This is a genomic window from Mesorhizobium sp. L2C066B000, assembly GCF_000502335.1.
Classification (GTDB): Bacteria; Pseudomonadota; Alphaproteobacteria; order Rhizobiales; family Rhizobiaceae; genus Mesorhizobium.
In genome coordinates, this window is sequence record NZ_AYWZ01000001.1 from 201,256 (window position 1) to 219,039 (window position 17,784).

The 17,784-nt window shown below is 62.6% G+C and carries 15 protein-coding genes and 1 pseudogene; 13 read left to right on the forward strand and 3 right to left on the reverse strand.

The genetic code is table 11. The features are described from left to right. Positions 1-49 precede the first annotated feature (49 nt). The 13 genes from X733_RS164720 (at position 50) to X733_RS164665 (ending at position 14,486) form a co-directional block, all read left to right on the forward strand. Positions 50-1,606 (forward strand): amino acid permease, encoded by a 1,557-nt coding sequence (locus tag X733_RS164720; RefSeq protein WP_023691841.1) that lies wholly within the window; start codon positions 50-52, stop codon positions 1,604-1,606. Positions 1,607-1,686: 80 nt separating this feature from the next. Further along, positions 1,687-3,057 (forward strand): glutamine synthetase family protein, encoded by a 1,371-nt coding sequence (locus tag X733_RS164715; protein WP_023701008.1) that lies wholly within the window; start codon positions 1,687-1,689, stop codon positions 3,055-3,057. A 90-nt stretch (positions 3,058-3,147) separates the two neighbouring features. After that, positions 3,148-3,603: a hypothetical protein gene (locus X733_RS164710; protein ID WP_023671165.1), complete on the forward strand. Its 456-nt coding sequence runs from the start codon at positions 3,148-3,150 to the stop codon at positions 3,601-3,603. Then, positions 3,600-4,019, forward strand: coding sequence for a type II toxin-antitoxin system VapC family toxin (locus X733_RS164705; protein ID WP_027049802.1), 420 nt, complete (start codon positions 3,600-3,602; stop codon positions 4,017-4,019). The genes X733_RS164710 and X733_RS164705 overlap by 4 nt, the downstream gene beginning before the upstream one ends. Before the next feature lie 13 nt (positions 4,020-4,032). Beyond that, complete coding sequence (locus tag X733_RS164700; protein WP_023817251.1) at positions 4,033-5,418, forward strand: aldehyde dehydrogenase family protein; 1,386 nt, start codon at positions 4,033-4,035, stop codon at positions 5,416-5,418. A gap of 18 nt (positions 5,419-5,436) precedes the next feature. After that, complete coding sequence (locus tag X733_RS164695; protein ID WP_023683212.1) at positions 5,437-6,609, forward strand: iron-containing alcohol dehydrogenase; 1,173 nt, start codon at positions 5,437-5,439, stop codon at positions 6,607-6,609. Between the two features lie 239 nt (positions 6,610-6,848). Continuing rightward, a complete protein-coding gene (locus X733_RS164690; protein ID WP_023671169.1) occupies positions 6,849-7,955 on the forward strand; it encodes an ABC transporter substrate-binding protein in 1,107 nt (368 codons plus the stop codon). 63 nt (positions 7,956-8,018) lie between these two features. Beyond that, complete coding sequence (locus X733_RS164685) at positions 8,019-8,933, forward strand: ABC transporter permease subunit (protein WP_023817252.1); 915 nt, start codon at positions 8,019-8,021, stop codon at positions 8,931-8,933. Then, entirely contained in the window at positions 8,930-9,721 is a 792-nt protein-coding gene (locus X733_RS164680; protein ID WP_023671171.1) for an ABC transporter permease, read from the forward strand. Before X733_RS164685 ends, X733_RS164680 begins: the two co-directional genes overlap by 4 nt. 30 nt (positions 9,722-9,751) lie before the next feature. Then, the gene (locus X733_RS164675; RefSeq protein WP_023817253.1) at positions 9,752-10,816 is read left to right on the forward strand and encodes an ABC transporter ATP-binding protein; all 1,065 of its coding nucleotides are present in this window, start codon (positions 9,752-9,754) and stop codon (positions 10,814-10,816) included. A gap of 152 nt (positions 10,817-10,968) precedes the next feature. Continuing rightward, positions 10,969-12,636, forward strand: a complete 1,668-nt coding sequence (locus tag X733_RS28465; protein WP_023817254.1) for a sodium:proton antiporter — start codon at positions 10,969-10,971, stop codon at positions 12,634-12,636. A gap of 88 nt (positions 12,637-12,724) precedes the next feature. Further along, positions 12,725-13,633 carry an endonuclease/exonuclease/phosphatase family protein gene (locus X733_RS164670; protein WP_023733506.1) on the forward strand — a complete coding sequence of 303 codons (909 nt, stop codon included), beginning with the start codon at positions 12,725-12,727 and terminating at the stop codon, positions 13,631-13,633. A gap of 7 nt (positions 13,634-13,640) precedes the next feature. Beyond that, a complete protein-coding gene (locus tag X733_RS164665) occupies positions 13,641-14,486 on the forward strand; it encodes an EamA family transporter (protein WP_023733505.1) in 846 nt (281 codons plus the stop codon). Positions 14,487-14,498: 12 nt separating this feature from the next. On the opposite strand, the pseudogene X733_RS01000000165705 reads toward X733_RS164665, so the two are convergent. The 3 genes and pseudogenes from X733_RS01000000165705 to X733_RS164655 all read right to left on the reverse strand — a co-directional run bounded on the left by X733_RS01000000165705 (position 14,499) and on the right by X733_RS164655 (position 17,772). Further along, positions 14,499-15,717, reverse strand: a pseudogene (locus X733_RS01000000165705) (MFS transporter). Positions 15,718-15,805: 88 nt separating this feature from the next. Then, positions 15,806-16,123, reverse strand: a complete 318-nt coding sequence (locus X733_RS164660) for a Dabb family protein (protein WP_023710924.1) — start codon at positions 16,121-16,123, stop codon at positions 15,806-15,808. A gap of 20 nt (positions 16,124-16,143) precedes the next feature. Further along, on the reverse strand, positions 16,144-17,772 hold the full coding sequence (locus X733_RS164655; RefSeq protein ID WP_023817255.1) for a choline dehydrogenase: 1,629 nt from the start codon (positions 17,770-17,772) through the stop codon (positions 16,144-16,146). Between the last annotated feature and the right edge of the window lie 12 nt (positions 17,773-17,784).

The window sequence follows — 17,784 nt, forward strand, 5'->3', positions numbered from 1 at the left end:
AAGCCGACCGGGGCAGGGCCGGCCAGCTAAGAACGCAAAGGGGACTACAATGGCAGCACCGGGTTATTCAGACACAGACAAGGCGGAAGACGTAAAGCACCTCCATTCCATGGGCTACGCCCAGGAACTTGAGCGGCGGCTAAGCCGCTTCTCCAACTTCGCCGTTTCCTTCTCCATCATCTGCATCCTGTCGGGCGGCATCAATTCGCTGGCGCAGGCAACGTCGGGCGCCGGTGGCATCGGCATCGGCATCGGCTGGCTGGTCGGCTGCTTCGTCTCGCTGACCTTCGCGGTCGCCATGTCGCAGATCAGCTCGGCCTATCCGACGGCCGGCGGCCTCTATCACTGGGGTTCGATCCTCGGCAATCGCGGCACTGGCTGGGTGACGGCCTGGCTCAACCTGCTCGGCCTGATCACCGTGCTCGGCGCCATCAATGTCGGCACCTGGACGTTCTTCATCGGCGCCTTCGGGCCGACGCTCGGCATCGAGGGTACGCTGACCAATCAGATGATCTTCCTGGTCATCATCACCGGCGCCCAAGCGCTGATCAACCATCTCGGCATCAAGCTGACTGCGAAGTTGACCGACTTTTCGGGTTACCTGATCTTCTTCGGCTCGATCCTGATTGCTGTCGTCTGCCTGTTCTCCGCCGAGACCTGGGATTTCAGCCGGCTCTTCACCTTCCACAACTACTCGGGTGAGGCCGGCGCCAGCGTCTGGCCGTCCGTCTCGAACGCCTGGGTGTTCGCTCTCGGCCTTCTGCTGCCGATCTACACCATCACCGGCTACGATGCTTCGGCACACACTTCCGAGGAAACCATCAAGGCGGCCTCATCGGTGCCGCGTGCGATGGTGATGTCGGTTATCTGGTCGGCGGTCTTCGGCTATTTGTTCCTGGCCGCCTTCGTACTGATGATCCCCAACATGGACGACGCCGCCAAGCAGGGTTGGAACGTGTTCTTCTGGGCCTTCGACCAGCGCGTCAGTCCCGGCCTCAAGGAGTTCGTCTACCTCGTCGTGTTCATCGCCCAGCTGTTGTGCGGCCTCGCAACCGTCACCTCGGCTTCGCGCATGATCTTTGCCTTCTCGCGTGACGGCGGCCTGCCGGGCTCGTCTGCACTGGCCAAGGTCAGCCCGACCTATCGCACGCCGGTGGCGGCGATCTGGACGGCGTCGGTCCTGTCGGTGCTGTTCGTCTGGGGTTCGACGCTGGTTTCGGTCGCCGGCACCTCGGCCTACACCATCGTCGTGTCCTGCACCGTCATCTTCCTGTTCCTGTCCTTCACCGTGCCGATCGTGCTCGGCATGGTGGCCTGGGGAACGCCGAAGTGGGACAAGATGGGACCGTGGAACCTGGGCCGTGGCATCTTCATGCTGTTCGGTGTTCTCTCGATCGTGTCGATGATCCTGATCTTCATCATCGGCATCCAGCCGCCGAACGACTGGGCGCTGTACATCACCGTCGGCTTCTTCATCCTGACGGCGATTGTCTGGTTCGCCTTCGAGCGCAATCGCTTCCAGGGCCCGCCGCTGGGGGACATCATCGCGGCACGTCAGGCAGCGATCAAGGCCGCCGAACAGGCGGTCGGCGAAACCGGCCACTGACGTCACCATCATGGCCATGGCCGGCGTGCAGCCGGCTATGGTTTCGTCCTCAACGACCAAGCACTGGAGTGCCAAAGGAAATGGCCGGAAATTTCTCGTTCGATCAGTTGAAGAAAGCGGTCTCCAGTGGCGAGATCGACACGGTGCTGGCCTGCATCGTCGACATGCAGGGGCGGCTCGCGGGAAAGCGTTTCCTGGCGCAGTACTTTGTGGATTCTGCTCATGACGAGACGCATGGCTGCAACTATCTGCTCGCCGCCGACATCGATATGGAGCCGGTGCCGGGCTACAAGGCGGCAAGCTGGTCGAAGGGCTATGGCGACTTCGTCATGAAGCCGGACCTTGCGACGCTGCGGCGGATTCCGTGGCTGGAAAAGACCGCGCTGGTGATCTGCGACGTGCTCGACCACCACACCCATGACGACCTTCCGCATTCGCCGCGCGCGATGCTGAAAAAGCAGGTCAAGCGGCTCACCGAACGCGGCTATATCGGCTACTTCGCCTCCGAGCTCGAATTCTACCTGTTCAACGAGACCTACGATTCCGCCCGCAAGAAGCACTGGCAGGGGCTCGACACCGCGTCGCCTTATATCGGCGACTACCAGATCGGCATCACCACCAAGGAAGAAGGCGTCATGCGCCGGCTTCGCAACGAGATGGAAGCGGCGGGCATCCCGATCGAAAACTCCAAGGGCGAATGGGGCCCGGGCCAGGAAGAGATCAATGTGCGCTATGCCGAGGCGCTCGACATGGCGGACCGCCACGTCATCCTGAAGAACGGCGCCAAGGAGATTGCCGAGTCCGAAGGCAAGTCGATTTCCTTCATGTCGAAATACAATTACGGGCTCGCGGGCAACTCCAGCCACATCCACAATTCGCTGTGGAGCGCCGATGGCAAGACGCCATTGTTCTTCGACAAGAAGGCGGACTGGACTTTGTCCACGCTTGGCCAGCAATGGGCGGCTGGGCAGCTCAAATACGCCAGGGAGTTTACCTGGTTCCTGGCGCCCTACATCAACTCCTACAAGCGCTTCCAGGCCGGCACCTTCGCACCGACCAAGATCATGTGGAGCGAGGACAACCGCACCGCCGGCTTCCGCCTGTGCGGTGAGGGCACCAAGGGCATCCGCATGGAATGCCGCATCGGCGGCGCCGACCTAAACCCCTATCTCGCTTTCGCGGCGCTGATCGCCGCCGGCCTTGCCGGCATCGACGAGAAGCTCGAACTGCAGAAGCCGTTCGTCGGCGATGCCTACCAGGCCTCGCGCCTGCCGGAGATCCCGAAAACGCTGCGTGACGCCACCGAGACGCTGGCCAAGTCGAAGATGCTGAAGCAGGCGCTCGGCGACGATGTGCTCGAACATTATGTCCACACCGCAAAGTGGGAGCAGTTCGAATACGACCGCCGCATTACGGATTGGGAACTGCACAGAGGGTTCGAGCGGTACTAAAACTTTATACAGCTTTAATGTTGACAATGTGGTGAAGTTAGTACCATATGGTACCTGTAAACTGCAGTGCGCTACATTGAGGAGTTTGCAATGTCCAAATATGCGCCGCTCAAGGACTTTCTCATTGCCCAGAATGTCGATCGCGTTCCGATGTCGTTCGCCGAAATCGAGAGAGTGCTCAATCTGCCGCTGCCCGCATCGAAGCAATACCCTGCATGGTGGAGCAACAATCCGAGCAACAATCCCATGACAAGGGAGTGGCTTGAGGCTGGGTTCGAGACCGAATCCGTCAATATAGGGAGTGGGAAACTGGTATTTCGCCGCGTTCGCAAAGAGCCCATTTCGGCGCCGCCCAGTGGTAGCGTGCCTGCCGCGCCAAAGGAGGCGCGCGCGGATCGCCACCCCGGTTTTGGTTTCATGAAGGGCCTAATAACGATCGAAGCCGGATTTGATATCACCAAACCTTTCGATGACGAGCCATGGGACCGGGGCTATCTGGGCGGTGAGGCTGACGCGCGTGACGGCAAACTTGCGGTGCGTAAATGAGCGAAGGGCCAAACCTGCTTCTGGATACATGTGCGGTGATCTTTGTCGCCAACGATAGTCTGATCGATCCGCACGCAAGCCGGGAGATTTCGGAAGCGGCCTATGACGGCCGTCTGTATCTTTCACCGATGTCGGCATGGGAGATCGGAATCGGCGTAGCCAAGGGTCGGCTCAATCTGCCATTGGCACCACTCGACTTCGTGGAGCGATTCATCGAGCGAATGTCGGCAAAGCTCAGCGCTATCTCACCAGCCATTCTGATTGCGTCATCCAACCTGCCCGGTCCGCCTCATGGTGATCCCATCGATCGGATACTGATGGCAAGTGCGAGAGCGTTGGACATGGTTCTGGTGACGCGTGACGAGCCCATCCTTCGCTATGGCCGCAATGGCCATCTGCGCACCCTAGCCTGCTAACTTGGAGTATCCTTTGGAAACCGTAAAACTCAAATCGCCCATCGATGGTTCGATTTACGCCGAGCGGCCGATCGCGACCGACCAGGCGATCAATGCCGCGGTCGAGCGCGCCAAGGCGGCGCAGGAGAAGTGGGCGCTGACACCGATCGTCGAGCGCGGCAAATTTATGCTGGCGATGCTCGAAGCGCTGGTCGCGATGACCGACGAGATCGTGCCGGAGATCGCCTGGCAAATGGGGCGACCGGTGCGCTATGGCGGCGAGTTCGGCGGCGTCAGGGAACGCACCAATTACATGGTCGAGATCGCTGAAGCCGCGCTGAAATCCGTGCCGGCATCCAACCCGAAGGACGGCTTCCGACGCTATGTGAAGAAGGATCCGCTCGGCGTCGTCATGGTGATCGCGCCGTGGAACTATCCCTATCTGACCGCCGTCAACACCATCGTGCCGGCACTGATGGCCGGCAATACCGTTATCCTCAAACATGCGGCGCAGACGCTGCTGGTCGGCGAACGGTTCCAGCAGGCGTTCGACAAAATTGGGCTGCCCAAGGGCGTGTTCCAGAATGTCGTGCTGAACCATTCCCAGACCGAAAAGCTGCTCGGCTCGGGCAAGATCGACCATGTCAATTTCACCGGTTCGGTCGGCGGCGGCCGCGCCATCGAGAAGGCGGCGGTCGGCACCTTCATGACGCTCGGGCTCGAACTCGGCGGCAAGGATCCGGCCTATGTGCTGCCCGACGCCAAGCTCGACCATGCGGTGGCCAATCTGGTCGACGGCGCCTTCTACAATTCCGGCCAGTGCTGCTGCGGCATCGAGCGCGTCTATGTGCATGAGAAGGTCTACGACCAGTTCGTCGAAGGTTTCATCGCCGAGACGAAGAATTATGTCGTCGGCAATCCGCTGGAACAGGCGACGACAATGGGGCCGATGGCGCAGGCGCGCTTTGCCGACCTGATCCGCGAGCAGAAGGCCGAGGCGCTGCGCAAGGGTGCAATCGCACACATCAGTATGAAGGTGGCTAACGACAAGGCCGGCTCGCCCTATCTGGCGCCGGAAGTGCTGACCGGCGTCGACCACCAGATGAGCGTCATGCGCGAGGAAAGTTTTGGCCCGATCGTCGGCATCATGAAGGTGCGTAACGACGAGGAGGCGATCGCGCTGATGAACGACAGCCCCTACGGGCTGACCGCTTCGATCTGGACCGGCGATATCGAGCATGCGGTGGCGATCGGCGACCGCGTCGAGACCGGCACCGTGTTCATGAACCGCTGCGACTACCTCGATCCGGCGCTGGTCTGGACCGGCGTCAAGGACACCGGCAAAGGCGTCGCCCTTTCGGCGCTCGGCTACGACAATCTGACCCGGCCGAAATCCTTCCATCTGCGCGAAGCCATCTGATTTTTTGAAAGACAAGACATGTCCAAGCTGATCTCCAAATGGAACTACCCGACCACCGTCCGCTTCGGTGCCGGGCGCATCAAGGAACTGCCTGAGGTGCTCGCGGCCACCGGCATTAAGCGGCCGCTTTTCGTCACCGATCCGGGGTTGGCGAAACTGCCGGTCGTCGCTTCGACGCTGAAAATCCTCGACGACGCCAAGGTATCCTATGGCGTGTTCTCCGAGGTGAAGCCGAACCCGGTCGATTCCAACCTCACCGCCGGGATCGCCGTGTTCAAGAAGGGCAAGCATGACGGCGTCATCGCCTTCGGCGGCGGTTCAGCGCTCGATCTCGGCAAGCTGATCGCGTTCCAGGCTGGCCAGACGCGGCCGATCTGGGACTTTGAGGATGTCGGCGACTGGTGGACGCGCGCCAATTCGGATGCCATCGCGCCGATCATAGCCGTGCCGACCACTGCCGGCACAGGCTCGGAAGTCGGGCGTGCCGGCGTCATCACCAATGAGGCGACGCACACTAAGAAGGTGATCTTCCATCCGAAGCTTTTGCCGGCAATCGTCATTGCCGATCCGGAACTGTCGGTCGGCATGCCCGGCTTCATCACCGCCGGCACCGGTATGGATGCGCTGGCGCACTGCCTCGAAGCCTATTGCGCGCCGGGCTATCACCCGATGGCCGACGGCATTGCGGTGGAAGGTGTGCGCCTGGTGTTCGAGAACCTGCCCAAGGCCTACGCCAACGGCAAGGACCTTGTCGCGCGCGCCCACATGATGAGTGCGGCCGCCATGGGTGCTGCCGCCTTCCAGAAGGGTCTTGGCGCCATCCACTCGCTGTCGCATCCGATCGGCGCGCTCTACGACACCCATCACGGCATGACGAATGCGGTGTTCATGCCCTATGTCTTGGCCTTCAATCGCGACTCCATCGAGGAGCGGATTGCCCGGCTCGCTGCCTATTGCGGCATCAAGGGTGGCTTCGACGGCTTTGCCAAAGCGATCATCAAGCTGCGCAAGGAATTGAAGGTGCCGCATGCGCTGCCCGATCTGATCAAGGGGCTCGACATGGACAAGAAGCGCAAAGGGCTGATCGCCGACATGGCGGTGGTCGATCCGACCGCCGGCGGCAACCCGGTCAGGCTGACCAAAAAGGCGGCGCTGACGCTGCTCGAGAACACTATCGCCGGCACTGTCTGAGGCGGTTTCTGCGCCGGGCGTGATCTAAAAACGAAGGGAAAGGAAGGGCAAGGGGGCAAAAAGCAAGGCAATAAACCATTAGCCGGGAAATTAAGTCGAGGCTAATTGCTACAGCCGGTTAAAAAGAGTTAACTTTTCGTACCGCCGGGGGCCAGTTTCAAAAAGCTTTCATCTGGCTGTCATATGAAACCGATACCGCATCGCAGGCGTCCAGGACGCCAGTTCAACGGAGAGAACACATGTTCAAGTTCACAGGGAAAGTGCTTTCCCTTTCGGCCGTCGCCCTCATGGCGACCTCTGCTATCTCGTCGGCCCAGTCCATGGATGAACTGGTTGCCGCTGCGAAGAAGGAAGGCCAGCTCACGACCATCGCGCTGCCGCATGACTGGTGCGGCTACGGCGCCGTCATCGACGGCTTCAAGGCAAAGTATCCTGAGATCACCATCAACGAACTCAACCCCGATGCCGGCTCCGGCGACGAGGTCGAGGCGATCAAGGCCAACAAGGACAACAAGGGCCCGCAGGCGCCCGACGTCATCGACGTTGGCCTGTCCTTCGGCCCGACCGCCAAGGCTGACGGCCTGATCCAGCCCTACAAAGTGTCGACCTGGGACTCGATCCCCGACAGCGCCAAGGATGCCGATGGTTACTGGACCGGCGACTACTATGGCGTGCTATCCTTCCTGGTGAACAAGGACCTCGTCAAGGAAGCGCCTGCTGACTGGGCTGACCTGCTGAAGCCGGAATTCGCCAACACCGTGGCGCTTGCCGGCGACCCGCGCGCCTCGAACCAGGCCATCCAGGCCGTCTACGCGGCCGGCATTTCCGGTGGTGCGGCTGCCGGCGAAGCTGCTGGCACTGCTGGTCTCGACTTCTTCAAGAAGCTTAACGCCGCCGGCAATTTCGTGCCGGTCATCGGCAAACCGGCGACCCTGGCACAAGGCCAGACGCCGATCCTGGTGACCTGGGATTACAATGCACTTGCCGGTCGCGACACGCTGAAGGGCAATCCGCCCGTCGACGTCGTCGTGCCCAAGACCGGTGTCGTTGCCGGCGTCTATGTGCAGGCGATCAGTGCTTTCGCACCGCATCCGAACGCTGCCAAGCTCTGGCTGGAGTATCTCTACTCCGACGAAGGCCAGATCGGCTGGCTGAAGGGCTATTGCCACCCGATCCGCTTCAACGATCTTGCCAAGAACGGCAAGCTCCCGGCGGACGTGATGGCCAAGCTGCCGCCGGCCGAGGCTTACGCTGCCGCAGTGTTCCCGACGCTGGACGAGCAGGGCAAGGCAAAGGAAGCCGTCACCAAGAACTGGGATGCCGTCGTCGGCGCCAACGTCAAGTAAGGCTTGAAACCAACCGGGCGGCCTCGCGGCCGCCCGGTGTTCCTCGGAGACGGTAGCCGGCGCATGACAGATATCTCGCTTTCCGATCACGCAGTTGCCGGGAAGACCGCGCCCCCCAGCGAGGCGCGTGCAATGCGACTGCCGACGCAATGGCTCGGCGTTGCGCCATTCTTCATCTTCGCCATCATGTTCCTGATCCTACCCACGCTCTATCTGATGCTGGGTGCATTCCAGAACGATGCCGGCGAATTCACGTTCGAAAACATAGCAGCACTGGCGCAGCCATCGATTGTCGCCGCCTACTGGATCTCGCTCAAGGTCAGCCTTTCCTCGTCGCTGATCGGCGCCTTCGCAGGTCTCGGCATCGCCATCGCCATCGTGCGCGGCGGCCTGCCGGAGTGGATACGTTCGGCGACGTTGACATTCTCCGGCGTGGCTTCCAATTTCGCCGGCGTACCGCTGGCCTTCGCCTTCATCGCCACGCTCGGCCGGCTGGGCCTTGCCACGGTGATGCTGAACACTTTTTTCGGTCTTAATATCTACGCGCACGGCTTCAACATCCTGTCGTTCTGGGGCCTGACGCTGACCTATGTCTATTTCCAGATTCCCCTAATGGTGGTCATCATCACGCCGGCGATCGACGGCTTGAAGAAGGAGTGGGGCGAGGCTGCGGCGACGCTTGGCGCCACCCAGACGCAATACTGGCGCATGGTGGTCATCCCGGTGATCTGGCCGAGTTTCCTCGGCACGGTCATCCTGCTCTTCGCCAATGCCTTCGGCGCCATCGCCACCGCCTATGCGCTGACCGGCTCTTCACTCAACATCGTGCCGATCCTGCTCTATGCGCAGATACGCGGTGACGTGCTGCACAATGCCCATCTCGGCTATGCGATCGCCTTCGGCATGATCGTCATCACCGGGCTGGCCAATGTCTTCTACATCTGGTTCCGGACGCGCTCGGAGAGGTGGCTGAAATGAAGTCCGGAAAATTCTGGGCCTGGGTCGTCTTCGGGCTGGGCGCGGCCTATTTCTTCATTCCGCTGATCGCGACGGTGGAATTTTCCTTGCGCATGCGGCGCGGCGCTTATTCCTTCGACGCCTATCAGATCGTGCTTGGCGACCCTCGTTTTCAGGCGACCTTTGGCTACTCAGTGCTTGCCGCCATCTTCACCATCATTCTGGGCGTGTTGATCGTGGTGCCCGCCGCCTACTGGATTCGACTGCGCCTGCCGCAACTGCGCCCGATCGTAGAGTTCATCACGCTGCTGCCGCTGGTCATTCCCGCCATCGTCATCGTCTTCGGCTATATCAGGATGTACGGTTCGAATTCGCCGCTGCCGTTCCTGGCGACCGACATGGGCACAAATGCCTTGCTGGTCATCGGCTATGCAATGCTGGCGCTGCCCTACATGTATCGCGCGGTCGATACCGGACTGCGCACCATCGACGTCAGGACGCTGACCGAAGCGGCGCAGATCCTTGGCGCCGGTTGGGGCACGATCATTGGTCGTGTGATCCTGCCCAATGTGCTGATCGCCGTGCTGTCGGGCGCCTTCCTTACCTTCGCCATCGTCATTGGCGAATTCACCATGGCCAGCTTGCTCAACCGGCCCGCCTTCGGCCCCTATCTGCAAAACGTTGGCGCCAACCGCGCCTATGAGCCGGCGGCGCTTGCCATCATCGCCTTCGCCATCACCTGGGGCTGTATGTCGCTGATCCAGATCCTGTCCCGTTTCGCGCCGAGATCGGCGAACCGCCCGAACTGATCGACAAAGTACTGATCGAAAGAAAAAGCCATGGCCGAACCATTCCTCTCCATCCAGCATGTGCGAAAATCCTTCGGCGCCACCACCGTGGTCGAAGATTTCAATCTTGATGTCGAGCCGGGCGAGTTCGTATCCTTCCTTGGGCCATCGGGTTGCGGCAAGACCACCGTGCTGCGCATGGTCGCCGGTTTCGAAGAGCCGTCGGCGGGCAAGATCGTCGTCGCAGGCAAGGACATCACGAGGCTAAAGCCCAACCAGCGCAATGTCGGCATGGTGTTCCAAGCCTATGCGCTGTTCCCCAACCTGACTGTGGCGCAAAACATCGGCTTTGGCCTGAAGGTCGCCGGCATGCCCAAGGCGGACATCGACAGACGCGTGGCCGAGATGCTCGACATCATCAAGCTGCCGCAGATGGCCGACCGCTATCCCTACCAGCTTTCCGGCGGCCAGCAGCAGCGCATCGCGCTGGCGCGTGCCATCGCGCCGAAGCCGAAGCTGCTTTTGCTCGACGAGCCGCTGTCGGCGCTCGACGCCAAGGTACGTGTGTCGTTGCGCGAGGAAATCCGCTCGATCCAGAAGAAGCTCGGCATCACCACCATCTTCGTCACCCATGACCAGGAAGAGGCGCTGTCGATCTCCGACCGCATCGCGGTGATGTATGGCGGCAAGGCCGAGCAGGTCGGCACGCCGTTCGAGATCTACAACCGGCCGGCGACCAAGTTCGTCGCCAACTTCGTCGGCACGCTGAACGTGCTCGAAGGCAAGGTCACTGACGCCGCGGCCGGCACGGTGCAAGTCAACACGCAGGAAGTCTCGCTCAAGGGCAAGCTCAACGGCTCGAAGTCGGGCGACACGCTGTCGCTGGCGCTGCGTCCCGAGGCGATCTCGCTCGGACGCCAGCCCGGTCGCGATTCAAACCTGTCGGGCGAAATCTCCGAAGTGCACTTCCTCGGCTCGGTCATTCGCGTTCGCGTCGGCATCGGCGGCAACACGGTGTCGCTCGACACCTTCAACAGCCCGGCCACACCACCGCCGGCTGTTGGCGAGAAGGCGGAGATATCGTTTTCATCGAGCGACATGCTGGTGCTGCACTAGTAAAAGCAGCATCCCAAGGGAACCGAGACGGTCGAATCAGGCCAGCGCGATGAACGGCCGTATCCTGCCAAGGTCGGGCGTTTGCTGGACAATCAACAGCATCTTGCCATCCAGCCACTGCCCATGATGCCGCTTCGCCGCTACGATGGGCCATGGCGCTATTCGAACTTACCCTCATCCTGCTTCTGGCTGCCGTCGCGCTGACGGCGCTGTCGCGGCGGCTGGAAATTCCCTATCCGTCCCTGCTGGCTCTGGCCGGGGTCGCGATCGCCTTCGTACCCGGTGCGCCGACAATCGAGATCGATCCGGAACTGGCGCTTGCCCTGTTCATCGCGCCAGTGCTTCTCGACGCCGCCTATGACACGTCGCTGCGCGACCTCAAGCGCTACCGGCTGTCGCTCGCGCTGCTGGCGCTAGGCGCCGTCGTCTTCACCACCGTGGTGGTTGCCTTCGTCGGCTGGAAGATGGCCGGCCTGCCGATCGCGGCGGCAATCGCGCTTGGCGCCATCGTCGCGCCGCCGGATGCGGTGGCCGCATCCGCCGTGCTCAGCCAGTTCAAGGTACCGCACCGCATCACCGCCATCCTGCAGGGCGAGAGCCTGCTCAACGATGCCACGGCGCTGCTGATCTACCGGCTGGCGGTTTCGGCGGCGCTTGGCACGATCATGCTCAGCAACGCCGTTCCGGTGATCCTGCTGGCAACGATCGGCAGTGTGATCGCGGGCTATCTGTTTGGCCGCGTCTCGCTGCTGGCGCTCGGCCGCATCGAGGATGCGGCGAGCAGCACGGTGGTGCAGTTTGCCGGAACCTTCGCCGTGTGGATCATCGCCGACAGGCTGGGCCTTTCCGCCATCATCACCATCGTCGTCTATGCCATGACCATTGCGCGCAGGGCGCCGCGCCAGTCGTCGGCGAGACGCCGCGTCAGCACCTATTCGGTCTGGGAGTCGGCCGTGTTCGTGCTCAACGTGCTGGCTTTCGTGCTGATGGGCCTGCAGGCACGCACGATCGTTGGCAGGCTGGCCGGCGACGGGCAAGGCGAAGCATTCCTTTTCGCCGCAACGGTGCTGGTCGTCGTTGTCGTCGCGCGCCTTGTCTGGGTGGCGAGTTACGTCGCGATCATCCGGTGGCTTGCCCGCTGCGGCAGCCAAGAGGCAAGGCGGGAATTGCCGACATTCGGCGGCGCCGTCATTGTCGGCTGGTGCGGCATGCGTGGGTTGGTGACGCTGGTGGTGGCCATTNGGCTTGCCCGCTGCGGCAGCCAAGAGGCAAGGCGGGAATTGCCGACATTCGGCGGCGCCGTCATTGTCGGCTGGTGCGGCATGCGTGGGTTGGTGACGCTGGTGGTGGCCATTGCGCTGCCGGCCGATTTTCCCGGCCGCGACCCGATCGTGCTTGCCGCCTTCGCGGTGGTGCTGGGCACGCTGGTGCTGCAAGGCATGACGCTGAAGCCGCTGCTGCGCTGGATCAACTTCGACCCCGATAGAACCGTCGACAATGAGGTGGCGCAGGCGCGCGTCGCCATCATGCAGGCAGCACTGGACGTGCTGAGCCGCAAGACATCTGCGGCGGCGGCTGTCGTGCGCGAGCAGTATGAGGCGCAGCGCCTGATTGCGGAAAACCCTGATGACGCTCAGGCCGCGACCGAATACGACCGGCTGCGCCTCTATGCCATCAACCGCCAGCGCGACACGCTCGAGGAGTTGCGCAGCAACGGCACGATCGGCGACGAAGCCTACCACCGGCTGGAGGAAGAGATCGACTGGGCCGAACTGGCGGCATCGCCGGCGGGTCGGTTCCAGCCGCTGACCACATCATAGACGCTGGCCCAGTTCCGCCGTCGTGCCGGTCCATTGCAACCAATCTGCCGAACCGCTACTGCCAAAGCGAAATTGAGCCGGATAAGCAATGAAGCTGGTCAGCTACAACATCCAGTACGGGTTCGGCGGCGATGGCCGTTACGATCTTTCGCGCTGCACCAAGCTGGTCGACGGCGCCGATATCATCGCGCTGCAGGAGGTCGAGCGGCATTGGCAGCGCACCAATGAGGACGACCAGCCGGAGGTCCTGTCCAAGCTGCTGCCTAGCTATTACTGGGTCTATGGCCCGGCCTTCGACATGGACGCCAGTGAGCAGCGCGACGGCCGGGTCGTCAACCGCCGCCGCCAGTTCGGCACCATGCTGCTGTCGAAGCTGCCGATCGCCTGGTCGCGGCTGCACGCGCTGCCCATGCGCCGCACGCTGCGGCCGCTCAACACGCGCAACGCCGCGCTCGAATGCATGATCCGCACACCCGCCGGACCGGTAAGGGTCCTGTCGCTGCACCTCGCCCATATCGCGGCGGAGGAGCGGCTGGAGCAGATCGACTATCTCTTGGCCGAGCATCGCCGCGCGCCGTTCGAGGGAGGCCCGTGGAGCGGCGCGGACGATGAGCCTTCGCGCAACTGGACCAGTGGCGAGGCCGAGCCGGAGAACCCGACGGCGGCGATCTGGATGGGCGATTTCAACATGGAGCCTGGCAGCGCCGAATACAGCCGCATCGTCGGCAGCACGCCCTATCATCGCGGGGCGGCCTATCTCGACGGCTTTGTTGATGCCGCTGCCGTCGCTAGCGAGCCGGCTGCCGATTACCACACCCATGTGAAAACGATCGACGGGAAAGTGGCAAAACGCCGGCTCGACCATTGCTTCGTCGGCGGTATGTTCGTGGACCGTGTGCGCTCGGTCAGTGCCGATATAGGCGAGATCGCTTCAGACCATTTTCCGGTCCGGATCGATATCGATCTCGAAACGCCTTTGAGCTCGGGAGATCGGTGAGCCCTCGATGACGCTTTTCGTCTTCTTCGCGGTGCTTGCCGCCGCCGCCATGCACGCGATCTGGAACGCGCTGGTCAAGGTCCATCTCGATCGCTTCCTGTCGATCACGCTGATGACACTGGGCATGGGGTTTGCCGCGCTTTTCGTGCTGCCCTTCGTCGAGTTTCCGAAGGCCGAAGTGTGGCCTCTCATCATCGCCTCGGTGCTCTTTCACATGGGCTACCGGACTTTCCTTATCGGCGCCTACAAGGCCGGCGATTTCGCCCAGACCTATCCGCTGGCGCGCGGCACGGCGCCGCTTTTGACCGCCCTCGGCGGCGTTATCGTGGTGCAGGAGATGCCGGCGCCTTTCGCCATCCTCGGCATCCTGCTGCTGTCGGCCGGCACGCTGGTGATGTCGTTTCGCGGCGGCGCGCATCTGGAGCGGATCAATGTGCGGGCGGTCGGCTTTGCGCTCGGCACTTCGATCTTCATATCCAGCTACACGCTCTCCGACGGCAGCGGCGCGCGGCTGGCCGCAACGGCAACGAGCTATGCCGCATGGCTGTTCATCTGCGATGCCACGTGGGCGCTGGTGCTGTGCCTCATCTTTCGCGGGCCCAAGGCGCTGCCCGTGCTGGCGCGTGACTGGAAGGCAGGCCTGTTCACCGGCGTGCTCAGCGGCGCGGCCTACTGGATCGTCATGTGGGCGATGACCAAGGCGCCGATCGCCTCGGTGGCGTCGTTGCGCGAGACGTCGATCCTGTTTGCCATGATGATCTCGGTTTTCGCGCTCGGCGAGAAGATGACAGGCTGGCGCGGCGCCGCCGCGCTCAGCATCGTCGCCGGTGTCGTGGCCCTCAGACTGGGCTGAGAGCCTGATACTTCAGCCGAGCACCGTCATCACCTGTCCGCGCCGTTCCGGACTGAAGCGGATGACGACGATGATGCAGACGGCGACCACGCCGGCAAACAGCGCCAGCGCGTAGCCATAGCTGCCTCCAGACGCCTCGGCGATGCCGGCCTGGTAGGGACCGCCATAGGACGCCGCGAGATTGCCGGCCTGGTAGATGAAGCCGGGCAAGGTTGCCCGCACGGCGCCGGGCGACAGCTCGTTAAGATGCACCGGGATGACGCCCCAGGCGCCCTGCACCGCGACCTGCATGACGAAGGCGCCGATGGCCAGCATGAACGGTGTCGAGCTGAAGGCCCAGAGCGGAATCGAGGGCAAGGCAATCAGGCAGGCGAGCGTTATCGCGTTGACGCGGCCGATCTTCTCCGACAGTGCGCCGAACGCCAACCCGCCGACGATGGCGCCGATATTGGCGACGATGGTGATCCAGCTCACCGTGTGCGGGTCGAAGCCATGCTGCTTCTTGAGGAAGGTCGGGTAGAGGTCCTGCGTGCCGTGGCTGAAGAAATTGAAGAACATCATCAGCACGACCGCATAGACGGCGACGCCCCAGTGCTTCCGCAGCGTTTCAAGAAGGCCAGGTCTGACGGATTTCTGCGCCTCGACGAAGGCCGGCGATTCCGGCACATGCGAGCGGATGAAGAGCACGATCAGTGCCGGCAGGAAGGAGAGCAGGAACATGGCGCGCCAGCCGATCGTGTAACCACCGATCGTCTGCTGGTAGAGCACGCCGTAAACCACGGCCGCCAGAAGGTAGCCGGTAGGATAGCCGCATTGCAGGATGCCCGAGACCATGCCGCGGGCACTGGACGGAATGGACTCCATGGCGAGCGAACTGCCCAGCCCCCATTCGCCGCCCATGGCGATGCCGAACAGAGCGCGCAGCGCGAGGAAAATGCCGAGATTGGGCGAGAAGGCAGCCAGCGCGCCGATCACCGAATAGCTGACGATGTTGAGCATCAGAATGGGCTTGCGCCCCATATTTGTCGGCCAGCCTGCCGAAGAAGAAGGCGCCGATGAAGCGTGTCGCCAGCGTCAGGAACAACGCTTTGGAGACTGCCGGAACGTCAGTGTTGAATCCGGTTGCGATATCGGTGAGCAGGAACGTCAGAAGGAAGAAATCAAAAGCGTCGAGCGTCCAGCCGAGGAAGGAGGCAAGGACGGTTTTCTTCTGTTGCGCGGTGAGAGCCACGACGTTCCTCCTAAGCGCCCCGGGGAACGATATGTTCCTTGGGGCGCAAAAGAGAACAGGCGTCAGCCGGCTTTCGAAAGAAGCGCGGTCACTTTTTCGTAATGTCGAGATCGAACACCATCAGCCCGTCGGTGCCGCCTTCGAGCGCTGCGACCATCCGGGCGCCGGCGCGCTGATGCGCTTCATGCACGAGATAGGCGTCGCGGGCGGCGGCATCGCGGAAGTCGATGGTGAAGGCATGGCTGAAGCCGCGCGCGAACGGCTCCGGGCTGACATTGGCGCTGAAGTGGACCGCGTCCATGCCGTCGACAACGGAGCGCAGTGCTTCGAGATCGGCGTGGATTGCCGTGCGCTCGGTGGCGGGCACATCGCTGCGGAAGCGTACGAAGACGCAGTGTCTGATCATTGGTTCGTTCTCCTAAGTGGCTATGCGGCCCGATTGCCGGAGAACACCGCCGGCGGAAGCGGCTCGCGGCCGAGGATGATGTCGGCGCCTTTTTCGCCGACCATGATGGTCGGCGCATTGGTGTTGGAGGAAGGCACGCGCGGCATCACCGAGGCATCGCAGACGCGCAGGCCCTCGATGCCGCGCAGGCGCAGGTCCGGTGTGACCACCGCCATATCGTCATGGCCCATGCGGCAGGTACCCACGGGGTGATGGTCGGTCTTGGCGGTGCGGCAGGCATAGTCGATCAGCTCGTCATCGCTGGCGAGCGATGGTCCGGGCAGCACCTCGCGCAACACGTAAGGTGCAAGCGCCTTCTGCCGCATGATCTCGCGCGCAAGCCTGAGGCCCTTGATCGACATGGCGCGATCATAAGGGTCCGACCAATAGTTGGGATCGATCAGCGGGTGGTCGGCCGGGTCGGCGCTGCTCAGCCGCACCGTGCCGCGCGAGCGCGGGCGCAGGAAGGCCGAGTTCAAGGTCACGCCGGGGTTCTTCAACCTCTCGACGCCGGCCTCGATGCCGGAGCCGAGTCCGAGGTGGAACTGGATGTCGGGCGAGGCGGCGGTCGGATCGGCGTACCAGAAGCCGCCGGTCTCGAACAGGCTGGAGGCGACCGGCCCTCTCTTCAGCAGCAGATACTGCAAGCCGGCCCACGCGGTGCGGTGCAGCTTGGCGTAGTTGTCATAGGTGTGGTCGCCGGTGCATTCGGCGATGACGAACGAATCGAGATGGTCCTGCATGTTGGAGCCGACACCGGGCAGATCATGCACCGGCGTCACGCCGACCGATTTCAGGTGATCAGCCGGGCCGATGCCCGACTGCATCAACAGCTTCGGCGAACCGATGGCGCCGGACGAGACGATCACTTCGCGCTCGGCGCGCATGATGGTCTTCTCGCCGCCGGGTTTGTCGGCGATCTCGACGCCGATGGCGCGGCCTTTCTCGACGACGATGCGGGTGACCAGCACATCGGTTCGGACCGTCAGGTTCTTGCGGGCGCGGATGGGCTTCAAATAGGCGACCGAAGCGGATGAGCGCCGGGCGTCCTTCTGGGTCAGCTGGTAGTAGCCGACGCCGTCCTGGCTAGCGCCGTTGAAATCCGGGTTGAAGGGGATGCCCATCTCTTGGCCGGCGCGGAAATAGGCCTCGCAAATCGGCAGCGGCGAAATCGGGTTCGACACGCCGAGCGGCCCCTGGTCGCCGTGAAAATCGTTGGCGAAGCGCTGGTTGTTCTCGGCGCGCTTGAAATAGGGCAGCACGTCGCGATAGCCCCAGCCCGCGAGGCCCTCTTCCTTCTCCCATGCGTCGTAGTCGCGAGCGTTGCCGCGCGTGTATATCTGGGCATTGATGGACGAGCCGCCGCCGACCACCTTCGCCTGCGTATACCAGAAGACGCGGTCCTGCATGTGCCTCTGCGGCACAGTCGACCAGCCCCAGGAAGCGATGCCCTTGGTCATCTTGGCAAAGCCCGCCGGCATGTGGATGTAGGGGTGCCAGTCCTTGCCGCCGGCCTCGAGCAGCAGCACGGAATTCGCTGGATCCTCGCTCAGCCGGTTGGCCAGAACGCAGCCGGCCGGGCCGGCACCTACGATGATGTAGTCGGTCATAACTCTATCCAC

Bases quoted from the DNA above. Each gene is read 5' to 3' on its own strand.
- X733_RS164720 (WP_023691841.1), top strand. From the start codon at position 50: ATGGCAGCACCGGGTTATTCAGACACAGACAAGGCGGAAGACGTAAAG.
- X733_RS164715 (WP_023701008.1), top strand. From the start codon at position 1,687: ATGGCCGGAAATTTCTCGTTCGATCAGTTGAAGAAAGCGGTCTCCAGT.
- X733_RS164710 (WP_023671165.1), top strand. From the start codon at position 3,148: ATGTCCAAATATGCGCCGCTCAAGGACTTTCTCATTGCCCAGAATGTC.
- X733_RS164705 (WP_027049802.1), top strand. From the start codon at position 3,600: ATGAGCGAAGGGCCAAACCTGCTTCTGGATACATGTGCGGTGATCTTT.
- X733_RS164695 (WP_023683212.1), top strand. From the start codon at position 5,437: ATGTCCAAGCTGATCTCCAAATGGAACTACCCGACCACCGTCCGCTTC.
- X733_RS164690 (WP_023671169.1), top strand. From the start codon at position 6,849: ATGTTCAAGTTCACAGGGAAAGTGCTTTCCCTTTCGGCCGTCGCCCTC.
- X733_RS164685 (WP_023817252.1), top strand. From the start codon at position 8,019: ATGACAGATATCTCGCTTTCCGATCACGCAGTTGCCGGGAAGACCGCG.
- X733_RS164680 (WP_023671171.1), top strand. From the start codon at position 8,930: ATGAAGTCCGGAAAATTCTGGGCCTGGGTCGTCTTCGGGCTGGGCGCG.
- X733_RS164675 (WP_023817253.1), top strand. From the start codon at position 9,752: ATGGCCGAACCATTCCTCTCCATCCAGCATGTGCGAAAATCCTTCGGC.
- X733_RS164670 (WP_023733506.1), top strand. From the start codon at position 12,725: ATGAAGCTGGTCAGCTACAACATCCAGTACGGGTTCGGCGGCGATGGC.
- X733_RS164665 (WP_023733505.1), top strand. From the start codon at position 13,641: ATGACGCTTTTCGTCTTCTTCGCGGTGCTTGCCGCCGCCGCCATGCAC.
- X733_RS164660 (WP_023710924.1), bottom strand. From the start codon at position 16,123: ATGATCAGACACTGCGTCTTCGTACGCTTCCGCAGCGATGTGCCCGCC.
- X733_RS164655 (WP_023817255.1), bottom strand. From the start codon at position 17,772: ATGACCGACTACATCATCGTAGGTGCCGGCCCGGCCGGCTGCGTTCTG.